This is a genomic window from Amycolatopsis sp. NPDC028719 (genome assembly GCF_055565395.1).
The window spans coordinates 600,708-620,662 of record NZ_JBVHUL010000004.1 but is presented as its reverse complement, the minus strand read 5'-3'; the positions used below and the strand labels follow the sequence as shown (position 1 = coordinate 620,662).

Here is a 19,955-nt window from a genome sequence, read left to right as displayed (position 1 = left end):
CAGGCCGTCTTCCGCACCGCAGATCGGGCAGCGCACCTCAGTTCTCGCTGGATTCCCAGACGACGTAGGCCTGGTCGGCGTCGGTCGTCATGGCCTCGATGAACTTCTCGTTGTCGAAGCCCGGCAACGACTGCAGGCGCTCGATCAGCGCGTCGGCCGCCGGATCGCCGCTGGGCACCGCGGTGCCCTTGCCGTCGGTTCCGACCAGCATGAAGAACACGTCTTCGTTCCACGGGCCGTCGGGGATCACCCGGACCATCACCGACGACAGGCCGGCCCACGTGACAGCTTCTTCGCTGCCGTCCGCGAGCCGCCGCCGCACGCCGGTGTCGTCGACACTGACGGTCCGGGACTGTGCGCTGGACGAATCCTGGGTCAACCGGTGCTCCCTTGCTGCGTCGGTGGGTTCACCGTACCGGGCGCGGCCGTGGACCGCGTCACGCGGGCGCGGCTGCGTCCAGCCGGCGCAAGGCGTCACGCGCCACCTTCGGGTCCATCGTCGGCCAGAACGGCGGCAGCGAAGCACGGAGGAATCCGCCGTAGCGGGCGTTCGCGAGCCGCGAATCCAGCACCGCCACCACTCCGCGGTCGGTGACCGACCGGTGCAGCCGCCCGGTGCCCTGCGCGAGCAGCAGCGCCGCGTGCGTGGCCGCCACGGTGAGGAAGCCGTTGCCACCGCGGGCTTCCACCGCGCGCTGGCGAGCCGAGGAGACCGGGTCGTCCGGGCGCGGGAACGGGATCCGGTCGACCACCACGAGTTGCAGCGACGGCCCGGGGACGTCCACGCCCTGCCACAGGCTCAGCGTGCCGAACAGGCACGTGCGGACGTCCTCGGAGAACTTCTGGACCAGCAGCGAGGTCGCGTCCTCACCCTGGCAGAGGATCGGGAAGTCGAGGCGCCCGCGCATCTCCTCGGCCGCCTGCTTGGCCGCCCGCATCGAGGAGAACAGCCCCAGCGTGCGCCCGCCCGCGGCATCGACCAGCTCCGCCAGTTCGTCCATTGTGGACGCCGCCAGGCCGTCGCGCCCCGGCGGCGGCAGGTGCTTGGCCAGGTAGAGGATGCCGTTGCGCTTGTGGTCGAAGGGCGAGCCGACGTCGAGGCCGGTCCACTTCGGCCCGGTGCCGGCGTCGGACGGCGCTTCCTTGTCCGTCGCGGCCCCCGGGGCCTTCTCGACGCGGGCCGCGCCCGGCGGGAGCCCCCACTGCCGCGCCATGGTGTCGAACGTGCCGCCCAGCGTCAGCGTCGCCGAGGTGAGGACCGTCGTGTGGAGGTTGAAGACGCGCTCGCGCAGCAGCCCGGCGACACCCAGCGGAGCCACCTTCAGCGCCGGCGGCCGCGGGTTCGACGAGTACTTGTCGCCGGAGAGCCAGACGACGTCGCGCTGGTGGGCCTGGTCGTCGTCGAACGCCTCCAGCAGCCGGACCGCGGTGTCGTGCACCTCGTCGAGCAGCGAGCGCGCCAGCTTGCGCGCGGTGGCGCCTTCGACGTCCTCCTTGCGATCCGAGCCCAGCGCCGTGATGCACCGGTGCGCGGCGTCGCGGATCGCCGGGATCGCGCCCCTCAACGGCTGGGGCAGCTCGTCCATCCGGCCCGCGGGCAGGTCGTCGACGATCAGCGCCAGCCCGTCACCGGCCTCCAGGAGGCCGTCGGCGACGTCGGCGTCGATCAGCTTGCCGCAGCGGCGCGCGGCCGCCGCGCACATCGCGCTGGTGAGCTCGCCGGTGGCGACGGAGGTGACGCGGTCGACGAGGTCGTGCGCCTCGTCGATGATCACGACGTCGTGGTCCGGCAGGACCTGGTAGCCCTGCAGGGCGTCGATCGCCAGCAGCGCGTGGTTGGTCACGATGACGTCGGCGCGGCCGGCCTCGGCGCGGGCCTTCTCGGCGAAGCAGTCCGTGCCGATCGGGCAGCGTGACGCGCCGAGACATTCCTTCGCCGTCACGGACACCTGGCGCCACGCCTGGTCGGTGACGCCGGGGACGAGCTCGTCGCGGTCGCCGGTTTCGGTGTCCGACGCCCACTCCCGCAGCCGCGTGACCTCCTTGCCGAGGCGCGACACCGCGAACGGGTCGAAGAGCTGGGCGTCCTCCGGCTCGTCCGGCGCGCCGGAGTCCAGGCGGTGCAGGCACATGTAGTTGCGGCGGCCCTTGAGGATCGCGAAGGTCGGTTCGCGGCCCAGCGGCTTCTTCAGCGCCTTCGCCAGGCGCGGGAGGTCGCGGTCGACGAGCTGGCGCTGCAGCGCGATCGTCGCCGTGGAAACCACGACGGTGGCTTCCTTCTCGACGGCGTGGCGGATCGCGGGAACGAGGTAGGCCAACGACTTGCCGGTGCCGGTGCCGGCCTGCACGGCCAGGTGCTCGCCGGTGCGGATGGCGCGGCCGACGGCGTCGGCCATCTCGACCTGCCCGGGGCGTTCGGCACCGCCTACGGACTCCACCGCGTGGGTGAGGAGTTCGAGGACGCCGGGGAAGTCTGTTCGAGCGGGCACAGCGACACATTAGCCGCCACCGCCGACAGGATCGGTGCTCCGTCGCGAACGGGCCACTCGCGCCGTGTGCCGAAGGGCACCTTCCTCGCGTCAGACGCGAGGAAGGTGCCCTTCAGCTCACTTCAGTCCTCGGAACGGCGGCCCGAGACCAGCTTCCAGGTGAGCGGCAGCAGGCCGGCGGCCACGACGATCTTGATCGCGTCCCCGATCAGGAACGGCGTCACGCCCTTGGCGAACGCCGTCGTCAGGTCGAACCCGGTCGAGGCCATCAGCCACGGCACGCCGAACGCGTAGACGACGAGGTTGCCGAGCACCATGGTGCCCGCGGTGCGCACCGGCGTCCGGTCGCCGCCGCGGCCGGCGAGCGCGCCGACCAGCGCGCCGGCGAAGACGAACCCGACGATGTAGCCGGCGCTCGCGCCGGACAGGCCCGCGGTGCCGTGCTGGAACCACGGCACGCCCACGGCGCCGACCAGCAGGTACACCAGCATCGACGCGGCCCCGCGCGACATGCCGAGCGACGCGCCGACCAGCAGTGCGGCGAACGTCTGGCCGGTCATCGGCACCGGGCTGCCCGGCACCGGGATGGTCAGCTGCGCGGCGGCGCCGGTGAGCACGGCACCGCCGGCGACCAGCGCGATGTCCCGGACGAGCGAGCCGGGGACGAGGTCGGCCAGCACGGGCCGCTTGCCGGCGAAGGACAGCGAAGACACAGAACCTCCCTGGGTGAGCAAAGATCGCCGTTGCCCATCCGGCCGAAAGCAGGCGGATACGTTCCGCGACCGATCAGCGCGAGGCGCGGGTCTCCGCCGTGGCTGCTGCCGGGTGGGCAACGAACGGCACAGTAACGCTCGTTACCCCGGGAAAACCCCGGAAGTTGCGTTCCTCACCGGCCACCCGTCCGGGTGGACCCGATCAGGGGTGCCCGCGTGCCTGCCGATGACGAAAGGGGTAACTACGAACTGTCACGGAACCTAGGAGGCCGGTGGATGCGAAACGCCAGGAAGAGGACATTCCGGTTGCTGGCGGCGGCGACGCTGGCCGCGCCCCTCCTGGCCGCCGCGGCCCCCGCGACGTCCACCGGATGGGCGTCCGCGGGCTCGCTGGACGTGACGATCGACAACGAGCACGTCGTCACGGGTGACCTGGCGAAATGCACGGCCGACGGCCCCTTGCGCGCGCGCACGCAGGGAGGCGTGACGGGGGACGTCGCGACGTTCGGCACCGGCGAGAGCGGCTGCGGGCGGTCGGGCGACGTGGCGATCGCGCAGGCGACCGGGCACCGCTTCGAAGCCGGCGTGCTCGAGCGCTTCGGCGGCCCGGTGATCACCGTCCGCAGCTACTCGGCCAAGTGCGCCACGTCGGAGACCGGCAGCGGCGGCGAAGTCTCGATCGGCGCGGTCGACGGGATCACCGTGCCCGCGCAGATCCCGCCGAACCACCGGATCGTCATCCCGGGCGGGCCGGCGGGCACGGCGCTGGCGACGGTGGTGCTCAACGAGACCGTGACGCCCCAGCCGCCGGACGGCAGCCTCGTGACGCACGCGCTGCACGTCAAGCTGTTCCCGCAGGGCGGCCCGGCGAGCGGTGACATCTACCTGGGCACGGCGGCCTGCGACCCGTTCGGCAAGAAGTAGCGCGCTCAGGCGGTGGTGAAGCGGGCCGCCGCCGCGACGAACTCGCCGGCTCGCGCCGCCAGGTCCGGGAGGCTTCCGCTGGGCGAGAGCGCGTCGCCCAGCAACGGCGTCGCCGCGGCCACCGCGATCGCGCCCGCGCGCAGGTAACGCTCGACGTCGGCCAGGTGGACGCCGCCCGTCGGGACCAGCGGGACGTCGGGCAGCGGGGCCCGAACCGCGCGCAGGTAGGCGACCCCGCCCACCGCCGCGATCGGGAACACCTTGACCGCGGCCGCGCCGAGGCGCCAGGCCTGGTCGATCTCCGTGGGCGTCAGCGCGCCGCAGATCACCGGCGTATCCAGCCCGGCGGCGCGTTCCAGGACCGCCGGGTTCACCGTCGGCGTGACCAGGTACGCCGCACCCGCGTCGACCGCGATGTCCACATCGGATGGTTCGCGGACGCTGCCCGCGCCGATCAGCGCGTCGTCGCCGAGCGCCAGGCGCAGCGAGGTGATCGCGGCGGGCGCGCCCGGTGTCGTCAGCGTCGCCTCGAGCAGGCGGATGCCCGCCGCGTGCAGCACCATCGCCGCGTCGGCGAAGCGCGACGCGTCGGCCGCCCGCAGGATCGCGACGAGCCGGTGTTCCGCCAGCGCGGCCTGCAGATCCTTCACGCGACGTGCGCCGTTCCGGTGTACGCGACGCCGGCTTCGTCGAAGTCCCGCAACGTGCTGTCGACCGAAGCACGCGCGATCCCGGCCGTGTGGTCGAGCAGGACCCGCACGCCGAACCCGGCCCGGGCCGCGTCGAGCGCCGTCGCCCGCACGCAGTAGTCGGTGGCGATGCCGACGACGTCGACGTCGGTCACGTCGTGCTCGCGCAGCCACGTCTCCAGGGACTTGCTGTCCCGGGACGCGCCCTCGAAGCCGGAGTAGGCCGCGCTGTACTCGCCCTTGGAGAAGACCTCGCCGATCGGGACGACGTCGAGCGCGGGGTGGAACGACGCGCCCGGCGTGCCGGCCACGCAGTGTGGCGGCCAGCTCTCCTTGAAGTCCGGGGTATCGCTGAAGTGGGCGCCCGGGTCGATGTGGTGGTCACGGGTGGCCACCACGTGCGAGTAGCCGCCGCCGTTGCTCAGCGCGGAGATCGTCTCCGCGGCCGCCGCGCCGCCCGCGACGGCCAGCGAACCCCCTTCGCAGAAGTCGTTCTGCACGTCCACCACGATCAGCGCGGTCCCCATGGCCGGTCTCCGTTTCAGAGGATCAGAGGAAGAGCGTCGGGATAGCGGGCTCGCCGTGCGAGAGCTTGAGGCCCTCCCACGGCAGGCTGACCAGGCCGCGGCGCAGCCGCTGCCTCGCGTCGTCGAGCGTAGGCAGGTCCGCCACCGGGCGCCCGGCGCGGATCAGCGGGATCTGCAGGGGCCGGTCGTTCGCGTCCGGCTCGGGTGCGTCGCCCGCCGTCGTCCAGACGACCTCTTCGACCGCCGTGCCGGTGCCGCGGTGGCGCCGCAGCGCGGACTTGCGCCCGCCGCGGGACTCCTTGTGGGCGCTGCGCTTGGCGACCGGCCTGCCGTCCACCTCGACCAGCTTGTAGACCATCCCGGCGGTCGGCGCGCCGGACCCGGTGACCACTGACGTCCCGACGCCGTACGCGTCCACGGGCTCCGCGCGCAGCGCCGCGATGGCGTGCTCGTCGAGGTCGCCGGAGACGACGATCCGGGTGTCCTTCGCACCGAGGGAGTCGAGCTGCTCGCGGGCGCGGCGGGCGAGCGGGCCGACGTCGCCCGAGTCGATCCGGATCGCGCCGAGCTCCGGCCCGGCGACGCGGACGGCGGTCTCGATGCCGGCGGTGATGTCGTAGGTGTCGACGAGCAGCGTCGTGTCGGCGCCCATCTTCTCGACCTGCGCGCGGAACGCCGCCTCTTCGCTGTCGTGCAGCAGCATGAAGGCGTGCGCGACGGTTCCGCGCGTCGGGATCCCGTAGCGGCGGCCGGCCTCGAGGTTGGACGTCGTCGCGAACCCGGCCAGGTAGGCGGCCCGCGCCGCCGCGACCGCGGCGTACTCGTGCGTGCGGCGCCCGCCCATCTCGATGATCGGGCGGCCGTGCGCGGCCCCGGACATCCGGGCCGCGGCGGAGGCGATCGCGCTGTCGTGGTTGAGGATCGACAGCACCAGCGTCTCGAGCAGCACGCACTCGGCGAACGAGCCGGTGACGGTGAGCAACGGCGAGCCCGGGAAGTACAGCTCGCCCTCGGGATAGCCGTCGATGTCACCCGAGAACTCGTAGTCCGCGAGCCAGGACAGCGTCGCGTCGTCGACGACCGCGGTGGCTTCCAGCTGCGCCAGTTCGGCGTCGGTGAACCGGAAGTCCGCGATGGCGTCGAGGACGCGGGCGGTACCCGCGACGACGCCGTAGCGGCGTCCGTCCGGCAGGCGCCGGGCGAACACCTCGAACACGCAGGGCCGCGCGTGCGTCCCGTCGGCGAGCGCGCTGCCCAGCATGGTCAGCTCGTAGTGGTCGGTGAGCAGCGCAGTGCTGGTCGTGGCCGGCTCCGGTGAACCCATGGGGTCAGCCTATTCACCCACATGGCCGGACCTGGCGCGGCGTACCCTGTCGCCCCCGTGACACCATGGGGTGCATGTCCATGCCTGTCGCAGCCGAGCAGACGCAGGTCGAGCCGGCCGGTGCCGAGGTCGCCGAGTCGGACACACCCTGGCGGACCGTGGTGTGGAACGACCCGGTCAACCTGATGTCGTACGTGACGTACGTCTTCCAAAAGCTGTTCGGGTACGGGCGCGACCACGCCACCAAGCTGATGCTCGACGTGCACCACAAGGGCAAGGCGATCGTCTCGTCCGGCACCAAGGAGAAGGTCGAGACCGACGTGGCGAAACTGCACGCGGCGGGCCTCTGGGCCACGATGGAGCAGACCTCGTGAACGGCTGGCGGCGCAAGGGCGCGGTGATCCACGCCGGGTTCGAGCAGCAGGAAGCCGCGGTGCTGCGCGGGCTGGTCAGCCAGCTCGAAGACATGCTCACCGCGCGCGCCGAGGAGGCGCCGCAGGACGAGCTCGCCGAGCTGACCGGCATTCGGACCGGGCCGACCGAGTCGCCGGACGACCCGGTGCTGTCGCGGCTGCTGCCGGACTTCCACAAGCTCGACCCGGACAACCCGACCCGCGAGGACCTCGACTCCGCGTCGGCGATGCGTTCGCTGCACGAGCCGGAGCTGCTCGACCTCAAGGTCGGCGTGGCCAAGATCGTCCTCGACACGCTGCCCCGCGACGGCGGCCACGTCCGGCTGACCGAGGAGCAGGCCGACGCCTGGCTGGGCGCGCTCAACGACGTCCGGCTGGCGCTCGGCACCGCGCTCGACGTCACCGACGACATGCCCGACGAGCTGCCCGAAGACGACCCGCGGGCGCCGCACCTCGGCGTCTACCACTGGCTGACCTGGGTGCAGGAGACGCTGATCCAGGCGCTGACCGGATGATCACCGACGTGCCGGGGGTCCTGGTCGGGCACCACGAGCGGGTCGGCGACGGCTGGGCGACCGGGACGACGGTGGTCCTGGTGGCCGAGGGCGCGGTCGGTGCGGTCGACCAGCGCGGCGGCGCGCCCGGCACGCGGGAGACGAACCTGCTGGAGCCGGAGAACCTGGTGCAGCGGGTCAACGCGATCTGCCTGTCCGGCGGGAGCGCGTACGGGCTGGCCGCGGCCGACGGCGTCATGCGGTGGCTCGCCGAGCGGAACCTGGGTTTCCCGGTCGGCACGCGGCCCCACGAGGTCGTGCCGATCGTGCCCGCGGCGGTGCTGTTCGACCTGCCGCGCAGCGAGTGGAGCAACCGGCCCGACGCGTCCTTCGGCTACGCGGCGTGTGAAGCGGCTTCCGGCTCGTTCGCGCAGGGGACGGTCGGCGCGGGTGCCGGGGCGGCCGTCGGGTCGCTCAAGGGCGGCATCGGCTCGGCCAGTGAGGTCGTCGGTGAGTTCACCGTCGGGGCCCTGGCGGCGGTCAATGCCGCGGGCGAAGCGGTGGACCTCTCGACCGGACGCGCGTATGCGGCCGACCACGGCGACTTCGGCGTGACCTGGCCTTCGCGGCCTGCTTCACTGCCCACTCGCTCGACCGACCTCAACACGACCATCGGCGTGGTCGCGGTGGACGCGGCGCTGTCGAAGGCCGAGGCGCGCCGGATCGCGGTCGCGGCCCAGGACGGGCTGGCCCGCGCGGTGCGCCCGGCCCACACGATGTTCGACGGCGACACGGTGTTCGCGCTGGCCACGGGCGCGCGCGAGCTGCCGGACGCGAGCGGCCCGTTCGGCGCGGCGGCGCGCCCGGCAGTGCTGGACGCGCTGTGCTCGGCGGCAGCGAGGGTGTTCGCGCGGGCGATGGTGCACGGCCTGCTGGCGGCGACGACCGCGGGTGGAGTGCCGGCTTACCGGGACGTGTGGCCGGAAGCGTTCGCGTAACACCGGGACGCGGCGCACGGATCATCCTCGCCTGCGGACCGAGGAGAAGCGGATCGTCCGGATCCACAACGACGACGTGAACAGCTTCCCCGGAGTGACCTTGGTGCTGGAGGAGCTCGTCGGCTGATGCGGGCCGAGGTGGCCGCCACCTTCGCCCGGGTGCTCGCGGCCTGGGACGGCGGGACCGAGCTCGATCTCGCCTGGCGAGCGCCCGCTGCCTGCGGGTCGCGCTCGTCCACGCCCAAACGGTCACCCTGCGGCTGGCACCAGCATGTTCGCGGCGCGGTGGGGCGCCGAGCGGACCGCCGTCTGGCTGCAGGACCTGGAAAGTCACGTCGCCACGGCCGCGCCGGCCCGGGACGACGTGCCGGTGTTCCTGGAGCTGTGACCAGGGTCAGCCGCCCGGGTAGGGGTCCTCGGGCAGGGCGTCGTCCTTGAACTCCAGGTTGGCGGCGCGCACCGCGCTCACGTACTCCTCGTCGATCTCCAGGTCGATCCCGGCGACGGAGAGGATCGGGCCCAGCGACGGGTGGATCTCCAGCGGCCCCAGCTCGGTGTCGCGTGGCAGGCGCTCCCAGATCTGCTTGGGGCGGTGCAAGGTCCAGCGGCTGCAGGCCAGCAGCGTCACGTGCCGGTCGGTCACCATGACCAGGAACCCGACGCGCATGTGGGAGCGGTTGACGTAGAGCGACATGCCCGGGATGACGTACTGGATCCGCTCGTCCGTGCCGAGGTACCTCCGGCACCGATCGCGCACTTTCGACGACAGCGGCATGGGCCTCAGTGTCCCAGGATTCCCTGGTGAGCGGTATGTCTCACGATCTGGACAGCTTGTGTCCACCACCTAAGATGTGGGTGTGCTCCGGATCCGCCGTGAACTCGTCGACGAGATCGTCGCCCATGCCCGCCGTGACCATCCCGACGAGGCCTGTGGGGTGATCGCCGGGCCCGAAGGGTCGGATTCGCCCGAGCGGTTCATCCCCATGCTGAACGCCGCGCGCTCGCCGACGTTCTACGAGTTCGACTCCGGTGACCTGCTGAAGCTCTACCGCGAGATGGCCGCCAACGACGAGGTGCCCGTGGTGATCTACCACTCGCACACCGCGACCGAGGCCTACCCGTCGCGGACCGACGCGAACATCGCGGCCGAGCCGGACGCGCACTACGTGCTCGTCTCCACCCGCGACCCCGAAGTGCACGAGTTCCGGTCGTACCGGATCGTGGACGCCGAGATCACCGAGGAGCCGGTCGAGATCGTCGGCTGAGTCCCCTCGGAATAAACCGCCGCGCCACCGGCGTCTGCGTGTAAGAACCCACCGGAGGTAAGAACCCATGGCCGTGACCGTCTCCATCCCGACGATCCTGCGCACCCACACCGGCGGCGAGAAGTCCGTCGAGGCGAAGGGCGCGACCGTCCTCGAGGTCATCGACGACGTCGAGTCCCGCCACGCCGGCATCAAGGGCCGCCTGGTGAAGGAGGAGAAGCTGCACCGCTTCATCAACGTCTACGTCAACGACGAGGACGTGCGCTTCGCCGGCGGGCTCGAGGCCGAGGTCAAGGACGGCGACACCCTGACCATCCTCCCCGCCGTGGCCGGTGGCTGATCGATGGCTCGCTTCGAGTCCCTGCTCGACGCGCTCGGCGGCACCCCGCTGGTCGGGCTGCCCCGGCTTTCGCCCACGCACGACGTGCGCCTGTGGGCGAAGCTGGAGGACCGCAACCCGACCGGCTCGATCAAGGACCGCCCCGCGCTGGCCATGATCGAGGCCGCCGAGCGCGAGGGCAAGCTGCGGCGCGGCTCCACGATCCTGGAGCCGACGTCGGGCAACACCGGCATCTCGCTGGCCATGGCCGCCAAGCTCAAGGGCTACGGGCTGGTCTGCGTGATGCCGGAGAACACCTCGACCGAGCGCAAGCAGCTGCTGCAGGCCTACGGCGCGCGGATCGTGTTTTCGCCGGCCGCGGGCGGCTCGAACGAGGCCGTCCGGCGGGCGAAGGAGCTTGCCGAGGCGAACCCGGACTGGGTGATGCTCTACCAGTACGGCAACCCGGCCAACGCCGAAGCGCACTACCGCGGCACCGGGCCGGAGCTGCTCAAGGACCTGCCGACGCTGACGCACTTCGTCGGCGGCCTCGGCACGACCGGGACGCTGGTGGGCGTCGGCCGGTACCTGCACGAGGCGAAGCCGGACGTCCAGGTCATCGCGGCCGAGCCCCGCTACGGCGAGCTGGTGTACGGCCTGCGCAACCTCGACGAGGGGTTCGTCCCGGAGCTGTACGACCCGAGTGTCCTCAATGGCCGCTACTCCGTCGGCGCGTACGACGCGCTGCGCCGCACGCGTGAGCTGCTGGAGAACGAAGGCATCTTCGCGGGCATTTCGACGGGCGCGGTGCTGCACGCGGCGCTGGCCGTCGCGGAAAAGGCCGCCGCTCGCGGCGAGACCGCGGACGTCGCTTTCGTCGTCGCGGACGCCGGCTGGAAGTACCTCTCGACCGGCGCCTACGCGGGATCGCTCGACGAGGCCGCGGCACGGCTCGACGGGCAGCTCTGGGCCTGAGTCACTCGGCCTTCCAAAGTTCGGGGAGGGCGAGGCCGATCCCGTCTGCCTCGGCGAGCCGCTCGAAGGTGGCCATGGTCGCGCCCAGGTCGTCGAACACCTTCGGCAGCAGCTTGAGCGGCTTCGAGAGCGGGCGCCAGAAGGCGTCCCAGTGGACCGGCCGCACGACGCGCGGGCCGAGCGCGCCGACGGTCTCCCGCCAGTACTGCTCCCGCCACTCCTCGGTCTGCTTTCCCGCCGCGCCGACGCCCAGGTAGACGACGTCCGCCGAGTAGCCCTCGAGGGCTCCGGGCACGAAGTTCGCCGACGCGTGGACCACGACGTTGCGCGCCGCGTGTGCGATGTGGAACGAGTAGCAGCGCCCGGTCTTGAAGGCCTTCGCCTTGGCCGGCAGCCGGACGGGCTCGGTGATCTCACCCGGCACCCGGTCGCCGGCGCTGTGCTCGGCATCGACCGGCGTCACCGTGAAAGCGCCGAACTCCACGGATTTGCCCGGGATGAGCTCCTCGAACGGCTCGGCGGCCAAGCCGTAACCTTCCTGGACCTTCCGGGTCGACGGCGAGCCGGCCAGCGTGGCGCCGGTCAGCTGGGCGACGACCGGCGCGTCGAGGGCGTGGTCGACGTGGGAGTGCGCCACCAGGACGGCGTCGAGCTTCGTGACGCCGAGGCGGCGCAGGGCCTCGTCGATCCGGCCGCGGTCCGGCGCCACGCGCGTCGCCACCTTCAGCAGCGACGGCCGTGAGAAGAAACCGTCGACCAGGACGCTCGAGGTGCCGTCGGTGACCAGGACGTTCGAAACCCCGGCGAAAGCCGTGCGCAGTTCGGGCATGCTGACATCATGAAGGTCATCGGGCTGCTGGGTGGGATGAGCTGGGAATCGTCGATCGAGTACTACCGGCTCGTCAACGAACGGGTGAGGACCGTGCGTGGGGGGTTCCACTCCGCGCACACCGTGCTCTACTCCGTCGACTTCGCCGCCATCGAGCGCATGCAGGCCGAAGACCGCTGGGACGACGCCGGTGCCGAGCTGAACCGGGCGGCTCGCGCGCTCGAAGCGGCGGGCGCCGGCTTCGTCGTGCTCTGCACCAACACCATGCACAAGGTCGCCGACCGGCTCACCGGCGGCCTCGGCATCCCGCTGCTGCACCTCGGCGACGCCACCGCCGCGGCCATCAAGGCCGCCGGGATCCGCCGGGTCGGCCTGCTCGGGACCGGGTTCACCATGGGGCAGCCGTTCTACCGCGACCGGCTGGCCGCGCACGGGCTGGACGTGCTCGTGCCGAGACCCGAAGACCGCGACCTCGTCCACCGCGTCATCTACGACGAGCTGGTGCTCGGCGTCGTGAAGCCCGAGTCCCGCGAGGCCTACCGCGGCGTGATCAACCGGCTGGTCGATGCGGGTGCCGAGGGCGTCATCTACGGGTGCACCGAGATCGAGCTGCTCGTCGGCCCGGAGGACTCGCCGGTGCCGACGTTCCCCACGACCCGCCTGCACGCCGACGCGGCTGTCGACTTCGCGCTGGGCAAGATCCCGCTGCCCGCGCCACCCGCCTGAGTCACACGGCGACCACCGGCCCGCCGCTCACGTGCGCCTCGTGCTGGGTCACGACCTGCCGCCACAGTCGCTCGCGCTCCCCGGCCGTGAACAGGTCCGGCGTGATGCCGAAGACGTCCGACGCGGCCGTCCACCAGTCCGCCGGGGAGTCGACGAGCTCCTTCACGCCGTGACGGTTCAGGGTCAGCGCCCGCAGGGTGTCGACGCCCGCCGAGTCCCGGCGTTGCAGCACGCAGACCCGGACGAACCCCGACTCCGGCGCCGTCGACAGCCACGCGTGCTTCTCCGCGAAGCCGGCCATCTCCGCCGCGCCCGGCGCGAAGTCGAAGCCGGTGAAGCTGCCCGACGGGTCGTGGTCGAACCGCCAGCCGCCCGGCGCCACCTCCGACGGCCGCAGCCGGTAGATGTGCGGGCCCTGGGTGTACAACCCTTCCCGTAGGGGGAGCGGCTCGTGGATGCCGTCGCCGAGCCCGGCGTCCACCAGCCACGTCGTCTCCGGCTCGTCCGGCACGCCGGTGACGGTCAGCGCCAGGTGGTTGCGGTCGATGTTCGGCGCGTCGCCCGCGCTGCCCTGCACCCCGCCGAAGTGACGCGTGACCTGGTAACCGAGCTCGCGCAGCAGGGCCGAGAAGGCGCCGTTCAGGTGATAGCAGTACCCGCCGCGACCACGCAGGATCCGCGCCAGCGACGCCGACGGCTCCAGCGGTGTCGACCGCCCGAGCTGGACTTCCAGCGCCTCGTACGGCACGCGCTCGACGTGCGCCGCGTGCAGCCGCCACAGCGCGGCCACGCTCGGCGGCTCCGCCTCCAGGCCGAGCCGCTCCAGGTATCCGGTTACGTCGAAGTTCCCCATGTCCGAAACGCTAGCGGGAGGCACCGACAAAATGAGGCTTGTTCTGGTTAGACCGGCGCGACGGACCGCAGGCCGCCGACCGGTGGTGACCTTTGCGCCGGGCGACGGCTGAACAAGCCTCACTGCCGGGATCAGGGATTTCACCCGAGGTGCGCGCGCCCGGACCGACGTAGCGTCGATCACGTGAGCACCTTGAACCCCGCCCCGGAAACCGACGCCGCCAAGCGCGTGCTGCCACCGCGGCCGAAGGCGGCCGCGCTCGTCGCGCTCTCGTTCACCCTGCTGCTCTACTTGGTCGAGCTGGTGGACGTGATCCTGCCCGGCGACCTGGACCAGGGCGGCATCCATTCGCGGGCGCTGTCCGGTCTCGACGGCGTGCTGTTCGCGCCGCTGCTGCACGCCGGCTGGTCGCACCTGTTCGCGAACACCGTGCCGGTGCTTGTGTTCTCCTTCCTCGCCATGGCCGCCGGGATCGGCCGGTTCGCCCTGGTCACGGCCATCATCTGGGTGGTGTCCGGGCTCGGGGTGTGGCTGATCGGGCCGGCGAACGCGGTCACCGTCGGCGCGTCCGGGCTGGCCTTCGGCTGGCTCGCCTACCTGCTGGTGCGCGGCATCTTCAACCGCGCGGCCGGGCAGATCCTGGTCGCCGTCGTCCTGCTCGGCGTCTGGAGCGGCATGCTGCTCGGGCTGCTGCCGGGCAACAGCGGTGTTTCGTGGCAGGGACACGTCTTCGGCGCGCTGGCCGGCGTCCTCGCGGCGTGGCTGACCGGCCGCACGGGCAAGTCGCGCAAAACCGAGCCGGCGGTGCCGGGTAACCTCGAAGGGTGACCTCTTCGCCCGCTGATGCCCCGATCGGCGTGTTCGATTCCGGTGTCGGCGGGCTGACGGTCGCGAGGGCGCTCCTCGAGCAGCTGCCCGCGGAGCAGCTCCGCTACGTCGGCGACACGGCGCACAACCCGTACGGCCCGCTCCCGATCGCCACCGCCCGCAGCTACGCGCTCGCGGCCCTCGACGAGATCGTCGAAAGCGGCGTGAAGGCGCTGGTCATCGCCTGCAACACGGCGTCCGCGGCCTGCCTGCGCGATGCCCGCGAGCGCTACGACGTCCCGGTCATCGAGGTCGTCCTGCCCGCCGCGCGCCGCGCCGTCGTGGCCACGCACACCGGCCGCGTCGGCGTGATCGGCACCGAGGGCACCGTGCGGTCGCGCGCCTACGAGGACGCGTTCGCCGCCGCGCCGGGCATCACGCTCACCAGCGTCGCCTGCCCGCGGTTCGTCGACTTCGTCGAGCGCGGCATCACCTCCGGCCGCCAGGTCCTCGGGCTCGCGCAGGGCTACCTGCAGCCGCTGCTCGACGCCGAGGTCGACACGCTCGTGCTCGGCTGCACGCACTACCCGCTCCTGCAGGGCGTGCTGCAGATCGTGATGGGCCAGGAGGTCACCCTGGTGTCGAGCGCGGACGAGACCGCCAAGGACGTCGTCCGGGTGCTCACCGAGCGGGACCTGCTGACGACCCGGGAGACGCCGCCGCGGCACGAGTTCCTCGCCACCGGTTCGGCCGAGCCGTTCACCCGGCTCGCCCAGCGGTTCATGGGGTTCGCCCCGGGTGTCCTCGCTCCCACCACCGCGTGATCAGGCTTCCCGGCGCTTAGGGTGGCGACGTGCGACTGACCATCCTCGGGTGCTCCGGCAGCATCCCCGGGCCCAACACCGCCGCGTCCGGATACCTGGTCGAGGCGGAAGGCTTCCTGCTCGGCCTGGAACTCGGCAACGGAACGCTGGCGCAGCTGCAGGCCGTGGCCGACCCGTTCGACCTGGACGCCCTGGTGCTCACGCACCTGCACCCCGACCACTGCGCCGACGTCAGCGCGCTCACCGTCCTGCGGCGCTACCACCCGGCGCCGCCGTACCCGGCGCGCCCGCGCCTGCTGCCGCTGTACGCACCGCACGACGCGCCTCTGCGGCTCGCGAACGCGTACGCGCCCAACGAAGCCGAACGGGCCATCACGGACCTCACCGACGTCTACGCCTTCCACCCGCTGCGGCCGGAGCCGTTCCGGATCGGGCCGTTCGAGGTCGTCGCGGTCGAGGTCGACCACCCGACTCCGGCGTACGGCGTGCGCATCTCCTACGGCGGCCGGATCCTCGCGTTCACCGGCGACACCGGACCGTGCACGGCGCTGAACGAGCTCGCCGACGGCGTCGACCTGCTGCTGGCCGAGGCGTCGTGGACGGATTCGGCCGAGCGGCCGGCCGGCGTGCACCTGTCGGGGAAGCAGGCCGGCGAGCTGGCGCGCGAGGCCGGCGTCGGGCGGCTGCTGCTGACGCACATCGCGCCGTGGACGGACGCGGGCGCGGTCCTGGCCGAGGCGTCGGCGGAGTTCCCGGGGGCCGAGGTCGTCAAGCAGGGTGCCGTCTACGACGTCTGAGCGGCCGGTCCTAGAGTGCTCCCGTGGCTCGAAAAGATGGCAGGAACGACGACCAGCTCCGTGACATCAAGATCACCCGGGGGTTCCAGCGGTGGCCGGCGGGGTCGGTGCTGATCGAATTCGGCGACACCCGGGTGTTGTGCGCCGCGAGCGTCACCGAGGGAGTGCCGCGCTGGCGGGCCGGGTCCGGGCTCGGCTGGGTGACCGCCGAGTACGCGATGCTGCCGTCCGCGACCAACACGCGTGGTGACCGCGAGTCGGTGAAGGGCCGGATCGGCGGGCGCACGCACGAGATCTCGCGGCTGATCGGCCGTTCGCTGCGCGCCTGCATCGACCTGGCGGCGCTGGGCGAGAACACGATCGTCATCGACTGCGACGTCATCCAGGCCGACGGCGGCACCCGCACGGCCGCGGTGACCGGTGGTTACGTGGCCCTGGCCGACGCGATCACGTGGCTGGGCGCGGCGAACCGGCTCAACGACCCGCAGCCGCTCTCGTCGTCGGTGGCCGCGGTGAGCGTCGGCGTGGTCGACGGCCGCGTGCGGCTCGACCTGCCGTACGAGGAGGACTCGCGCGCCGAGGTCGACATGAACGTGGTGGCGACGGACGCGGGCACGCTGATCGAGGTCCAGGGCACCGGTGAGGGCGCGACCTTCGCCCGGTCCACATTGGACAAGATGCTGGACCTGGCCCAGGCCGGCTGCGAAGAGCTGACCCGGCTGCAGAACGAGGCGCTCGCGCTGCCGTACCCGGGCGAGCTGCCGGAACCGCGTCCGGACAAGAAGAAGGGCTCGAAGTGACGAAGCTGCTTCTGGCCACGCGCAACGCCAAGAAGCTCGGGGAGCTGCGGCGAATCCTTGCTGCCGAAGGCATTTCCGGCATCGAGGTGCTCGGGCTCGCGGACGTCCCCGCGTTCCCGGAGGCCCCGGAGACCGCGCCCGATTTCGAGGGCAACGCGGTGGCGAAGGCCCGTGACGCGGTGGCGGCGTGCGGGTTGCCGGCCATCGCCGACGACTCGGGCATCGCGATCGACGCGTTGAACGGCATGCCGGGCGTGCTGTCGGCGCGCTGGTCGGGCCGGCACGGCGACGACGAGGCGAACCTGAACCTGGTGCTGGGCCAGCTCGGCGACGTCCCGGACGAGCGCCGCGGCGCGCAGTTCGTCTGCGCGGCGGCGTTGGTGCTGGTGTCCGGCGAGGAGACCGTGGTCCGCGGCGAGTGGCGGGGGACGATGGTTCGTTCGCGGCGGGGGACGAACGGGTTCGGCTACGACCCGATCTTCCGGCCGGACGGGGAGTCTCGGACGTCGGCGGAGATGGAGCCGGCGGAGAAGGACGCGGTTTCCCACCGGGGGCGGGCTTTGCGGGCGCTGCTGCCGGCGTTGCGGGAGCTGGCGGAGAGCTAGCCGGGCACCGGCGGCAGCGGCCTCGGGCTGCCGACCGGTGGTGCCGGGCGGGTGATCAGGAAGCCAGGCCCAGATCGCGGATCAGCTTCGCCACGTGGCCGGCCGCGCGGACGTTGTAGAAGGCGTGGGCGATCTTGCCGTCGGGGTCGACGACGAACGTCGAGCGGATCACGCCCTGGTACGTCTTGCCGTAGTTCTTCTTCTCGCCGTACGCGGCCCACGCCTCGATGACCTTCTTCTCCGGGTCGCCCAGCATCGGGAACGTCAGCTTCTCGTTCTCGACGAACTTCGCGAGCTTCGCCTGCTTGTCCGGCGAAATGCCGATCACCTGGTAACCGGCGTCGTTCAGCTCGGCGAGGTTGTCGCGGAAGTCGCACGCCTGCTTGGTGCAGCCCGGGGTGCTCGCCGCCGGGTAGAAGTACACGACGACGGACTTGCCGCGGAAGTCGCGCAGCGAGACGTCCTTGCCCTCGCTGTCGGGCAGGGTGAAGTCCGGGGCTTCGTCGCCGGGGGAAAGTCGCTCGGTCATGGCCCCGAGCCTACTGTGCTGTTTGTTGCCGATCCGACAGCAGTCACGGCGGAGACCGGCGCCTTGCGCTGGCCGGCCGCGAAACGTATCCGCCTGCTTTCAGCCGGATTGGCAAGGTCAGGCGGGACCGCAGTAGGTGACCGCGGCGGCTTCCGTCGCGCTCGGCCGGATCTGCAGCCGCAGCTGCGTCGCTTCCTGCGGTACCGCGAAAGCCAGGGTGACGTGCACCGAGCGGCCGGGTGCGACGTCCTTGCCCGCGTCGGCGATGCCGGTGAACCCCTGGGTCGTGTCCACGACCTGCTTGACCGGGGTGCCCGCCGAGGTGGCGGTGACGGTGAGGCCCGAGAGCTTGTACGTCGTGTCGCCGTCGTTCGTCAGCTGCACGTCGAAGGCCGCGCCGCGCGGGCTGCGCGGGTAGGCCGAAGCGCTGGGCTTGAACGACTCCGGCGAGCCGACCGAGATGGTGACGCCGCTGGGGAACCGGTGGTCGGCGCCGAACTTGAGGTCGTTGCCCGCCTGCGCCGCGCTGGCGCCCGCCTGCCCGCCACCCGCCCCGAGCGCCGCGGTGCCCTCCTGCGCCGAAGGGACCCCGCACGCCACCGCCAGGGAAAGCAGTCCTGTGGTGAACATGATCTTGCACGTGCGCGCGAGCGCCATCGCGGGTACTCCAGTCGGCGGGTCGGGGATGCCGTTCGGCAACGGGGCGTGCCGGGCGAACCCGCTCCACTCTGGCCGTGATCGCGCGTGGTTACGAGCGGACACGGGGGGTTGTCGCGCACCTGGTGCCGCGCCGTGGCCAATCCGTGACCGGAAAGGCACGGGTCGTGACAATCATCGGCGATATGCCACTTAAACCGCGAGGGCGAACAGCAGGATGAAGATCGCCACGCCGGCCACCCACGACGCCATCAGCCAGCCGAAATCGCGGACGGGGTCGACCGCGCGGCTCTCCTCGCCGGGCACGTAGACGCCGCGCTCCTCGAACCAGTCGGCCCAGCGGGTGAACCAGCTCAACGGGTTGCGCGACGACATGCTTCACCTCCGGGCACCGGCTTCCCCGTCACAGTACGGGTATGGCCGCGGCTACCGGAAGGCGCGTGACCGCTCACCGCCCGTGACCTGACGTGCCACGGGCGGGTGAGCGCCGACGTCACTCGTGTAGATCTTCAGAGCACTCCGTTGCGCTGCAGGATCGAGACCGCGCGGACGGTCGCGTAGCCGCTCCACTCGAGCTCCGCCACGGGCGAATAGCTCGCGAAGTCGACCCGCCAGCCGCCGTCGTCGTGCTGCTCGCCGGCGAGCCGCTGCAGCTCCGCGTCGATCACGGCGTCCTTGAACAACGCGCGGGCCGGGCGGTCCGGCAGCGGCGCGAAGTCCAGTGCGCGCAGGGTTTCCCCCTCCGATCCGCCCGCCACCGGGGCCAGGCCGTCGGGTGGGACGAACGGTGCCAGCCGGTCCAGCAGCGTCGCCGCCTCGGCGTGGAAGTCGTGGGCCGCGTCCACGAAGCCGACCGCGAACGACAGCACGATCGCGTGCGGCGTCTCGGTCAGGGCACGGATCTCGCGGAAGCAGTACTCCGTCGCCGCGGCGAGCCACGGGTGTTCGCGCACGGCCCCGTCACGGCGGGCGACGCGCAGGGCGACACCGGCGGCGAACGCCGTGCTCTGCAGCGTGGCCACCGCCGGGTCGGCCTGGACCCAGAACGGCGCGCAGCCCGCCGGATCCGCCACGGGCAGGGCGAAGGGCAGGCCGCCGTCCGGCGTGGACACCGAAGCCAGCCAGTCGCAGAGGAGGGCCGCGTGCGGGGTGGGTCCGGCCTCTTCGAAGACCTCGAAGGCGTGGAGGGCGCCGCCGGGCTGGCTCTCCGGCGCCCGCAGGTCGGGCTCGAGGCCCCAGCCGTAGCCCCCGTCGGGATTGCGGTAGCCGTCGACGGCCGCCAGCACGGCGTCGGCGTTCGTTTCGCCGCTGAGCAGCTCGAAGCGGCGTCGGTCGAGGAGCCGGGCGTGCGTCGCCATGAACGACGCCGCCGCGGAAAGGTTCACAGCCATGCGGTCA

26 protein-coding genes are annotated in these 19,955 nt (G+C 72.1%); 13 read left to right on the top strand and 13 right to left on the bottom strand.

The features are described 5' to 3' along the window. Positions 1–37: 37 nt before the first annotated feature. The 3 genes from ACZ4TR_RS21460 to ACZ4TR_RS21450 all read right to left on the bottom strand — a co-directional run bounded on the left by ACZ4TR_RS21460 (position 38) and on the right by ACZ4TR_RS21450 (position 3,202). A complete protein-coding gene (locus ACZ4TR_RS21460; protein ID WP_155541322.1) occupies positions 38–379 on the bottom strand; it encodes a hypothetical protein in 342 nt (113 codons plus the stop codon). Between the two features lie 58 nt (positions 380–437). Continuing rightward, the gene (locus tag ACZ4TR_RS21455) at positions 438–2,489 is read right to left on the bottom strand and encodes an ATP-dependent DNA helicase (RefSeq protein ID WP_465288666.1); all 2,052 of its coding nucleotides are present in this window, start codon (positions 2,487–2,489) and stop codon (positions 438–440) included. Between the two features lie 122 nt (positions 2,490–2,611). Beyond that, on the bottom strand, positions 2,612–3,202 hold the full coding sequence (locus ACZ4TR_RS21450) for a biotin transporter BioY (RefSeq protein WP_364520603.1): 591 nt from the start codon (positions 3,200–3,202) through the stop codon (positions 2,612–2,614). Between the two features lie 306 nt (positions 3,203–3,508). Between ACZ4TR_RS21450 and ACZ4TR_RS21445 the strand changes: the two genes are divergently transcribed. Continuing rightward, positions 3,509–4,126, top strand: a complete 618-nt coding sequence (locus ACZ4TR_RS21445; protein ID WP_465288973.1) for a choice-of-anchor P family protein — start codon at positions 3,509–3,511, stop codon at positions 4,124–4,126. Positions 4,127–4,131: 5 nt separating this feature from the next. Here ACZ4TR_RS21445 and ACZ4TR_RS21440 read toward each other — a convergent pair whose 3' ends face one another. Genes ACZ4TR_RS21440 through ACZ4TR_RS21430 form a run of 3 tightly spaced genes read right to left on the bottom strand, consistent with a single transcriptional unit; the run spans position 4,132 to position 6,666 of the window. Next, positions 4,132–4,776, bottom strand: a complete 645-nt coding sequence (locus ACZ4TR_RS21440) for a bifunctional 4-hydroxy-2-oxoglutarate aldolase/2-dehydro-3-deoxy-phosphogluconate aldolase (protein ID WP_465288665.1) — start codon at positions 4,774–4,776, stop codon at positions 4,132–4,134. Beyond that, positions 4,773–5,342 carry an isochorismatase family protein gene (locus ACZ4TR_RS21435; RefSeq protein ID WP_465288664.1) on the bottom strand — a complete coding sequence of 190 codons (570 nt, stop codon included), beginning with the start codon at positions 5,340–5,342 and terminating at the stop codon, positions 4,773–4,775. Before ACZ4TR_RS21435 ends, ACZ4TR_RS21440 begins: the two co-directional genes overlap by 4 nt. Before the next feature lie 22 nt (positions 5,343–5,364). Continuing rightward, positions 5,365–6,666 (bottom strand): nicotinate phosphoribosyltransferase, encoded by a 1,302-nt coding sequence (locus ACZ4TR_RS21430; protein WP_465288663.1) that lies wholly within the window; start codon positions 6,664–6,666, stop codon positions 5,365–5,367. 74 nt (positions 6,667–6,740) lie between these two features. Here ACZ4TR_RS21430 and clpS point away from each other — a divergent pair, with 74 nt between their 5' ends. From clpS to ACZ4TR_RS21415, 3 genes are read left to right on the top strand one after another with little or no spacing between them, the layout of a single operon-like run. Then, positions 6,741–7,040, top strand: a complete 300-nt coding sequence (gene clpS / locus ACZ4TR_RS21425) for an ATP-dependent Clp protease adapter ClpS (RefSeq protein WP_285476174.1) — start codon at positions 6,741–6,743, stop codon at positions 7,038–7,040. Further along, positions 7,037–7,594, top strand: a complete 558-nt coding sequence (locus tag ACZ4TR_RS21420; RefSeq protein WP_364520611.1) for a DUF2017 domain-containing protein — start codon at positions 7,037–7,039, stop codon at positions 7,592–7,594. Before clpS ends, ACZ4TR_RS21420 begins: the two co-directional genes overlap by 4 nt. Beyond that, complete coding sequence (locus ACZ4TR_RS21415; RefSeq protein ID WP_465288662.1) at positions 7,591–8,571, top strand: P1 family peptidase; 981 nt, start codon at positions 7,591–7,593, stop codon at positions 8,569–8,571. The genes ACZ4TR_RS21420 and ACZ4TR_RS21415 overlap by 4 nt, the downstream gene beginning before the upstream one ends. 394 nt (positions 8,572–8,965) lie before the next feature. On the opposite strand, the gene ACZ4TR_RS21410 is transcribed toward ACZ4TR_RS21415, so the two are convergent. Beyond that, positions 8,966–9,346, bottom strand: a complete 381-nt coding sequence (locus ACZ4TR_RS21410; protein ID WP_465288661.1) for a hypothetical protein — start codon at positions 9,344–9,346, stop codon at positions 8,966–8,968. Between the two features lie 82 nt (positions 9,347–9,428). Between ACZ4TR_RS21410 and ACZ4TR_RS21405 the strand changes: the two genes are divergently transcribed. From ACZ4TR_RS21405 to ACZ4TR_RS21395, 3 genes are all read left to right on the top strand, one after another. Further along, positions 9,429–9,836 (top strand): M67 family metallopeptidase, encoded by a 408-nt coding sequence (locus tag ACZ4TR_RS21405; protein ID WP_093948156.1) that lies wholly within the window; start codon positions 9,429–9,431, stop codon positions 9,834–9,836. Between the two features lie 67 nt (positions 9,837–9,903). Next, on the top strand, positions 9,904–10,176 hold the full coding sequence (locus ACZ4TR_RS21400) for a MoaD/ThiS family protein (protein ID WP_086679767.1): 273 nt from the start codon (positions 9,904–9,906) through the stop codon (positions 10,174–10,176). Between the two features lie 3 nt (positions 10,177–10,179). Beyond that, entirely contained in the window at positions 10,180–11,130 is a 951-nt protein-coding gene (locus tag ACZ4TR_RS21395) for a PLP-dependent cysteine synthase family protein (protein ID WP_364520617.1), read from the top strand. A gap of 1 nt (position 11,131) precedes the next feature. Here the strand turns inward: ACZ4TR_RS21395 and ACZ4TR_RS21390 are convergent, their stop codons facing one another. After that, on the bottom strand, positions 11,132–11,959 hold the full coding sequence (locus tag ACZ4TR_RS21390; RefSeq protein ID WP_465288660.1) for an MBL fold metallo-hydrolase: 828 nt from the start codon (positions 11,957–11,959) through the stop codon (positions 11,132–11,134). 9 nt (positions 11,960–11,968) lie between these two features. On the opposite strand from ACZ4TR_RS21390, the gene ACZ4TR_RS21385 reads away from it, so the two are divergent. Beyond that, the gene (locus ACZ4TR_RS21385; RefSeq protein ID WP_465288659.1) at positions 11,969–12,685 is read left to right on the top strand and encodes an aspartate/glutamate racemase family protein; all 717 of its coding nucleotides are present in this window, start codon (positions 11,969–11,971) and stop codon (positions 12,683–12,685) included. Position 12,686: 1 nt separating this feature from the next. Here the strand turns inward: ACZ4TR_RS21385 and ACZ4TR_RS21380 are convergent, their stop codons facing one another. Continuing rightward, complete coding sequence (locus ACZ4TR_RS21380; RefSeq protein ID WP_465288658.1) at positions 12,687–13,538, bottom strand: arylamine N-acetyltransferase family protein; 852 nt, start codon at positions 13,536–13,538, stop codon at positions 12,687–12,689. Between the two features lie 183 nt (positions 13,539–13,721). On the opposite strand from ACZ4TR_RS21380, the gene ACZ4TR_RS21375 reads away from it, so the two are divergent. Genes ACZ4TR_RS21375 through rdgB form a run of 5 tightly spaced genes read left to right on the top strand, consistent with a single transcriptional unit; the run spans position 13,722 to position 17,371 of the window. Beyond that, complete coding sequence (locus ACZ4TR_RS21375) at positions 13,722–14,366, top strand: rhomboid family intramembrane serine protease (protein WP_465288657.1); 645 nt, start codon at positions 13,722–13,724, stop codon at positions 14,364–14,366. Continuing rightward, a complete protein-coding gene (murI, locus tag ACZ4TR_RS21370; protein ID WP_360675249.1) occupies positions 14,363–15,169 on the top strand; it encodes a glutamate racemase in 807 nt (268 codons plus the stop codon). Before ACZ4TR_RS21375 ends, murI begins: the two co-directional genes overlap by 4 nt. A gap of 29 nt (positions 15,170–15,198) precedes the next feature. Next, entirely contained in the window at positions 15,199–15,966 is a 768-nt protein-coding gene (locus ACZ4TR_RS21365; protein ID WP_465288656.1) for an MBL fold metallo-hydrolase, read from the top strand. Between the two features lie 23 nt (positions 15,967–15,989). Further along, positions 15,990–16,766, top strand: coding sequence for a ribonuclease PH (gene rph, locus ACZ4TR_RS21360; RefSeq protein ID WP_364520627.1), 777 nt, complete (start codon positions 15,990–15,992; stop codon positions 16,764–16,766). Further along, positions 16,763–17,371 (top strand): RdgB/HAM1 family non-canonical purine NTP pyrophosphatase, encoded by a 609-nt coding sequence (rdgB, locus tag ACZ4TR_RS21355; RefSeq protein WP_465288655.1) that lies wholly within the window; start codon positions 16,763–16,765, stop codon positions 17,369–17,371. The genes rph and rdgB overlap by 4 nt, the downstream gene beginning before the upstream one ends. 55 nt (positions 17,372–17,426) lie before the next feature. On the opposite strand, the gene bcp is transcribed toward rdgB, so the two are convergent. From bcp to ACZ4TR_RS21335, 4 genes are all read right to left on the bottom strand, one after another. Further along, complete coding sequence (gene bcp / locus ACZ4TR_RS21350; protein ID WP_465288654.1) at positions 17,427–17,900, bottom strand: thioredoxin-dependent thiol peroxidase; 474 nt, start codon at positions 17,898–17,900, stop codon at positions 17,427–17,429. A 117-nt stretch (positions 17,901–18,017) separates the two neighbouring features. Further along, the gene (locus ACZ4TR_RS21345; protein WP_364520630.1) at positions 18,018–18,557 is read right to left on the bottom strand and encodes a DUF4352 domain-containing protein; all 540 of its coding nucleotides are present in this window, start codon (positions 18,555–18,557) and stop codon (positions 18,018–18,020) included. Between the two features lie 192 nt (positions 18,558–18,749). Then, positions 18,750–18,932 (bottom strand): hypothetical protein, encoded by a 183-nt coding sequence (locus ACZ4TR_RS21340; RefSeq protein WP_329055806.1) that lies wholly within the window; start codon positions 18,930–18,932, stop codon positions 18,750–18,752. 134 nt (positions 18,933–19,066) lie between these two features. Then, positions 19,067–19,948: a hypothetical protein gene (locus ACZ4TR_RS21335; RefSeq protein WP_465288653.1), complete on the bottom strand. Its 882-nt coding sequence runs from the start codon at positions 19,946–19,948 to the stop codon at positions 19,067–19,069. Positions 19,949–19,955 lie beyond the last annotated feature (7 nt).

What these genes read in the sequence shown, in the direction of transcription:
- ACZ4TR_RS21415 (WP_465288662.1), top strand. Translation starts at nt 7,591, where the DNA reads ATGATCACCGACGTGCCGGGGGTCCTGGTCGGGCACCACGAGCGGGTC.
- ACZ4TR_RS21335 (WP_465288653.1), bottom strand. Translation starts at nt 19,948, where the DNA reads ATGGCTGTGAACCTTTCCGCGGCGGCGTCGTTCATGGCGACGCACGCC.
- ACZ4TR_RS21385 (WP_465288659.1), top strand. Translation starts at nt 11,969, where the DNA reads ATGAAGGTCATCGGGCTGCTGGGTGGGATGAGCTGGGAATCGTCGATC.
- ACZ4TR_RS21345 (WP_364520630.1), bottom strand. Translation starts at nt 18,557, where the DNA reads ATGGCGCTCGCGCGCACGTGCAAGATCATGTTCACCACAGGACTGCTT.
- ACZ4TR_RS21390 (WP_465288660.1), bottom strand. Translation starts at nt 11,959, where the DNA reads ATGCCCGAACTGCGCACGGCTTTCGCCGGGGTTTCGAACGTCCTGGTC.
- ACZ4TR_RS21395 (WP_364520617.1), top strand. Translation starts at nt 10,180, where the DNA reads ATGGCTCGCTTCGAGTCCCTGCTCGACGCGCTCGGCGGCACCCCGCTG.
- ACZ4TR_RS21430 (WP_465288663.1), bottom strand. Translation starts at nt 6,666, where the DNA reads ATGGGTTCACCGGAGCCGGCCACGACCAGCACTGCGCTGCTCACCGAC.
- ACZ4TR_RS21410 (WP_465288661.1), bottom strand. Translation starts at nt 9,346, where the DNA reads ATGCCGCTGTCGTCGAAAGTGCGCGATCGGTGCCGGAGGTACCTCGGC.
- bcp (WP_465288654.1), bottom strand. Translation starts at nt 17,900, where the DNA reads ATGACCGAGCGACTTTCCCCCGGCGACGAAGCCCCGGACTTCACCCTG.
- ACZ4TR_RS21340 (WP_329055806.1), bottom strand. Translation starts at nt 18,932, where the DNA reads ATGTCGTCGCGCAACCCGTTGAGCTGGTTCACCCGCTGGGCCGACTGG.
- ACZ4TR_RS21435 (WP_465288664.1), bottom strand. Translation starts at nt 5,342, where the DNA reads ATGGGGACCGCGCTGATCGTGGTGGACGTGCAGAACGACTTCTGCGAA.
- clpS (WP_285476174.1), top strand. Translation starts at nt 6,741, where the DNA reads ATGTCCATGCCTGTCGCAGCCGAGCAGACGCAGGTCGAGCCGGCCGGT.
- ACZ4TR_RS21380 (WP_465288658.1), bottom strand. Translation starts at nt 13,538, where the DNA reads ATGGGGAACTTCGACGTAACCGGATACCTGGAGCGGCTCGGCCTGGAG.
- ACZ4TR_RS21400 (WP_086679767.1), top strand. Translation starts at nt 9,904, where the DNA reads ATGGCCGTGACCGTCTCCATCCCGACGATCCTGCGCACCCACACCGGC.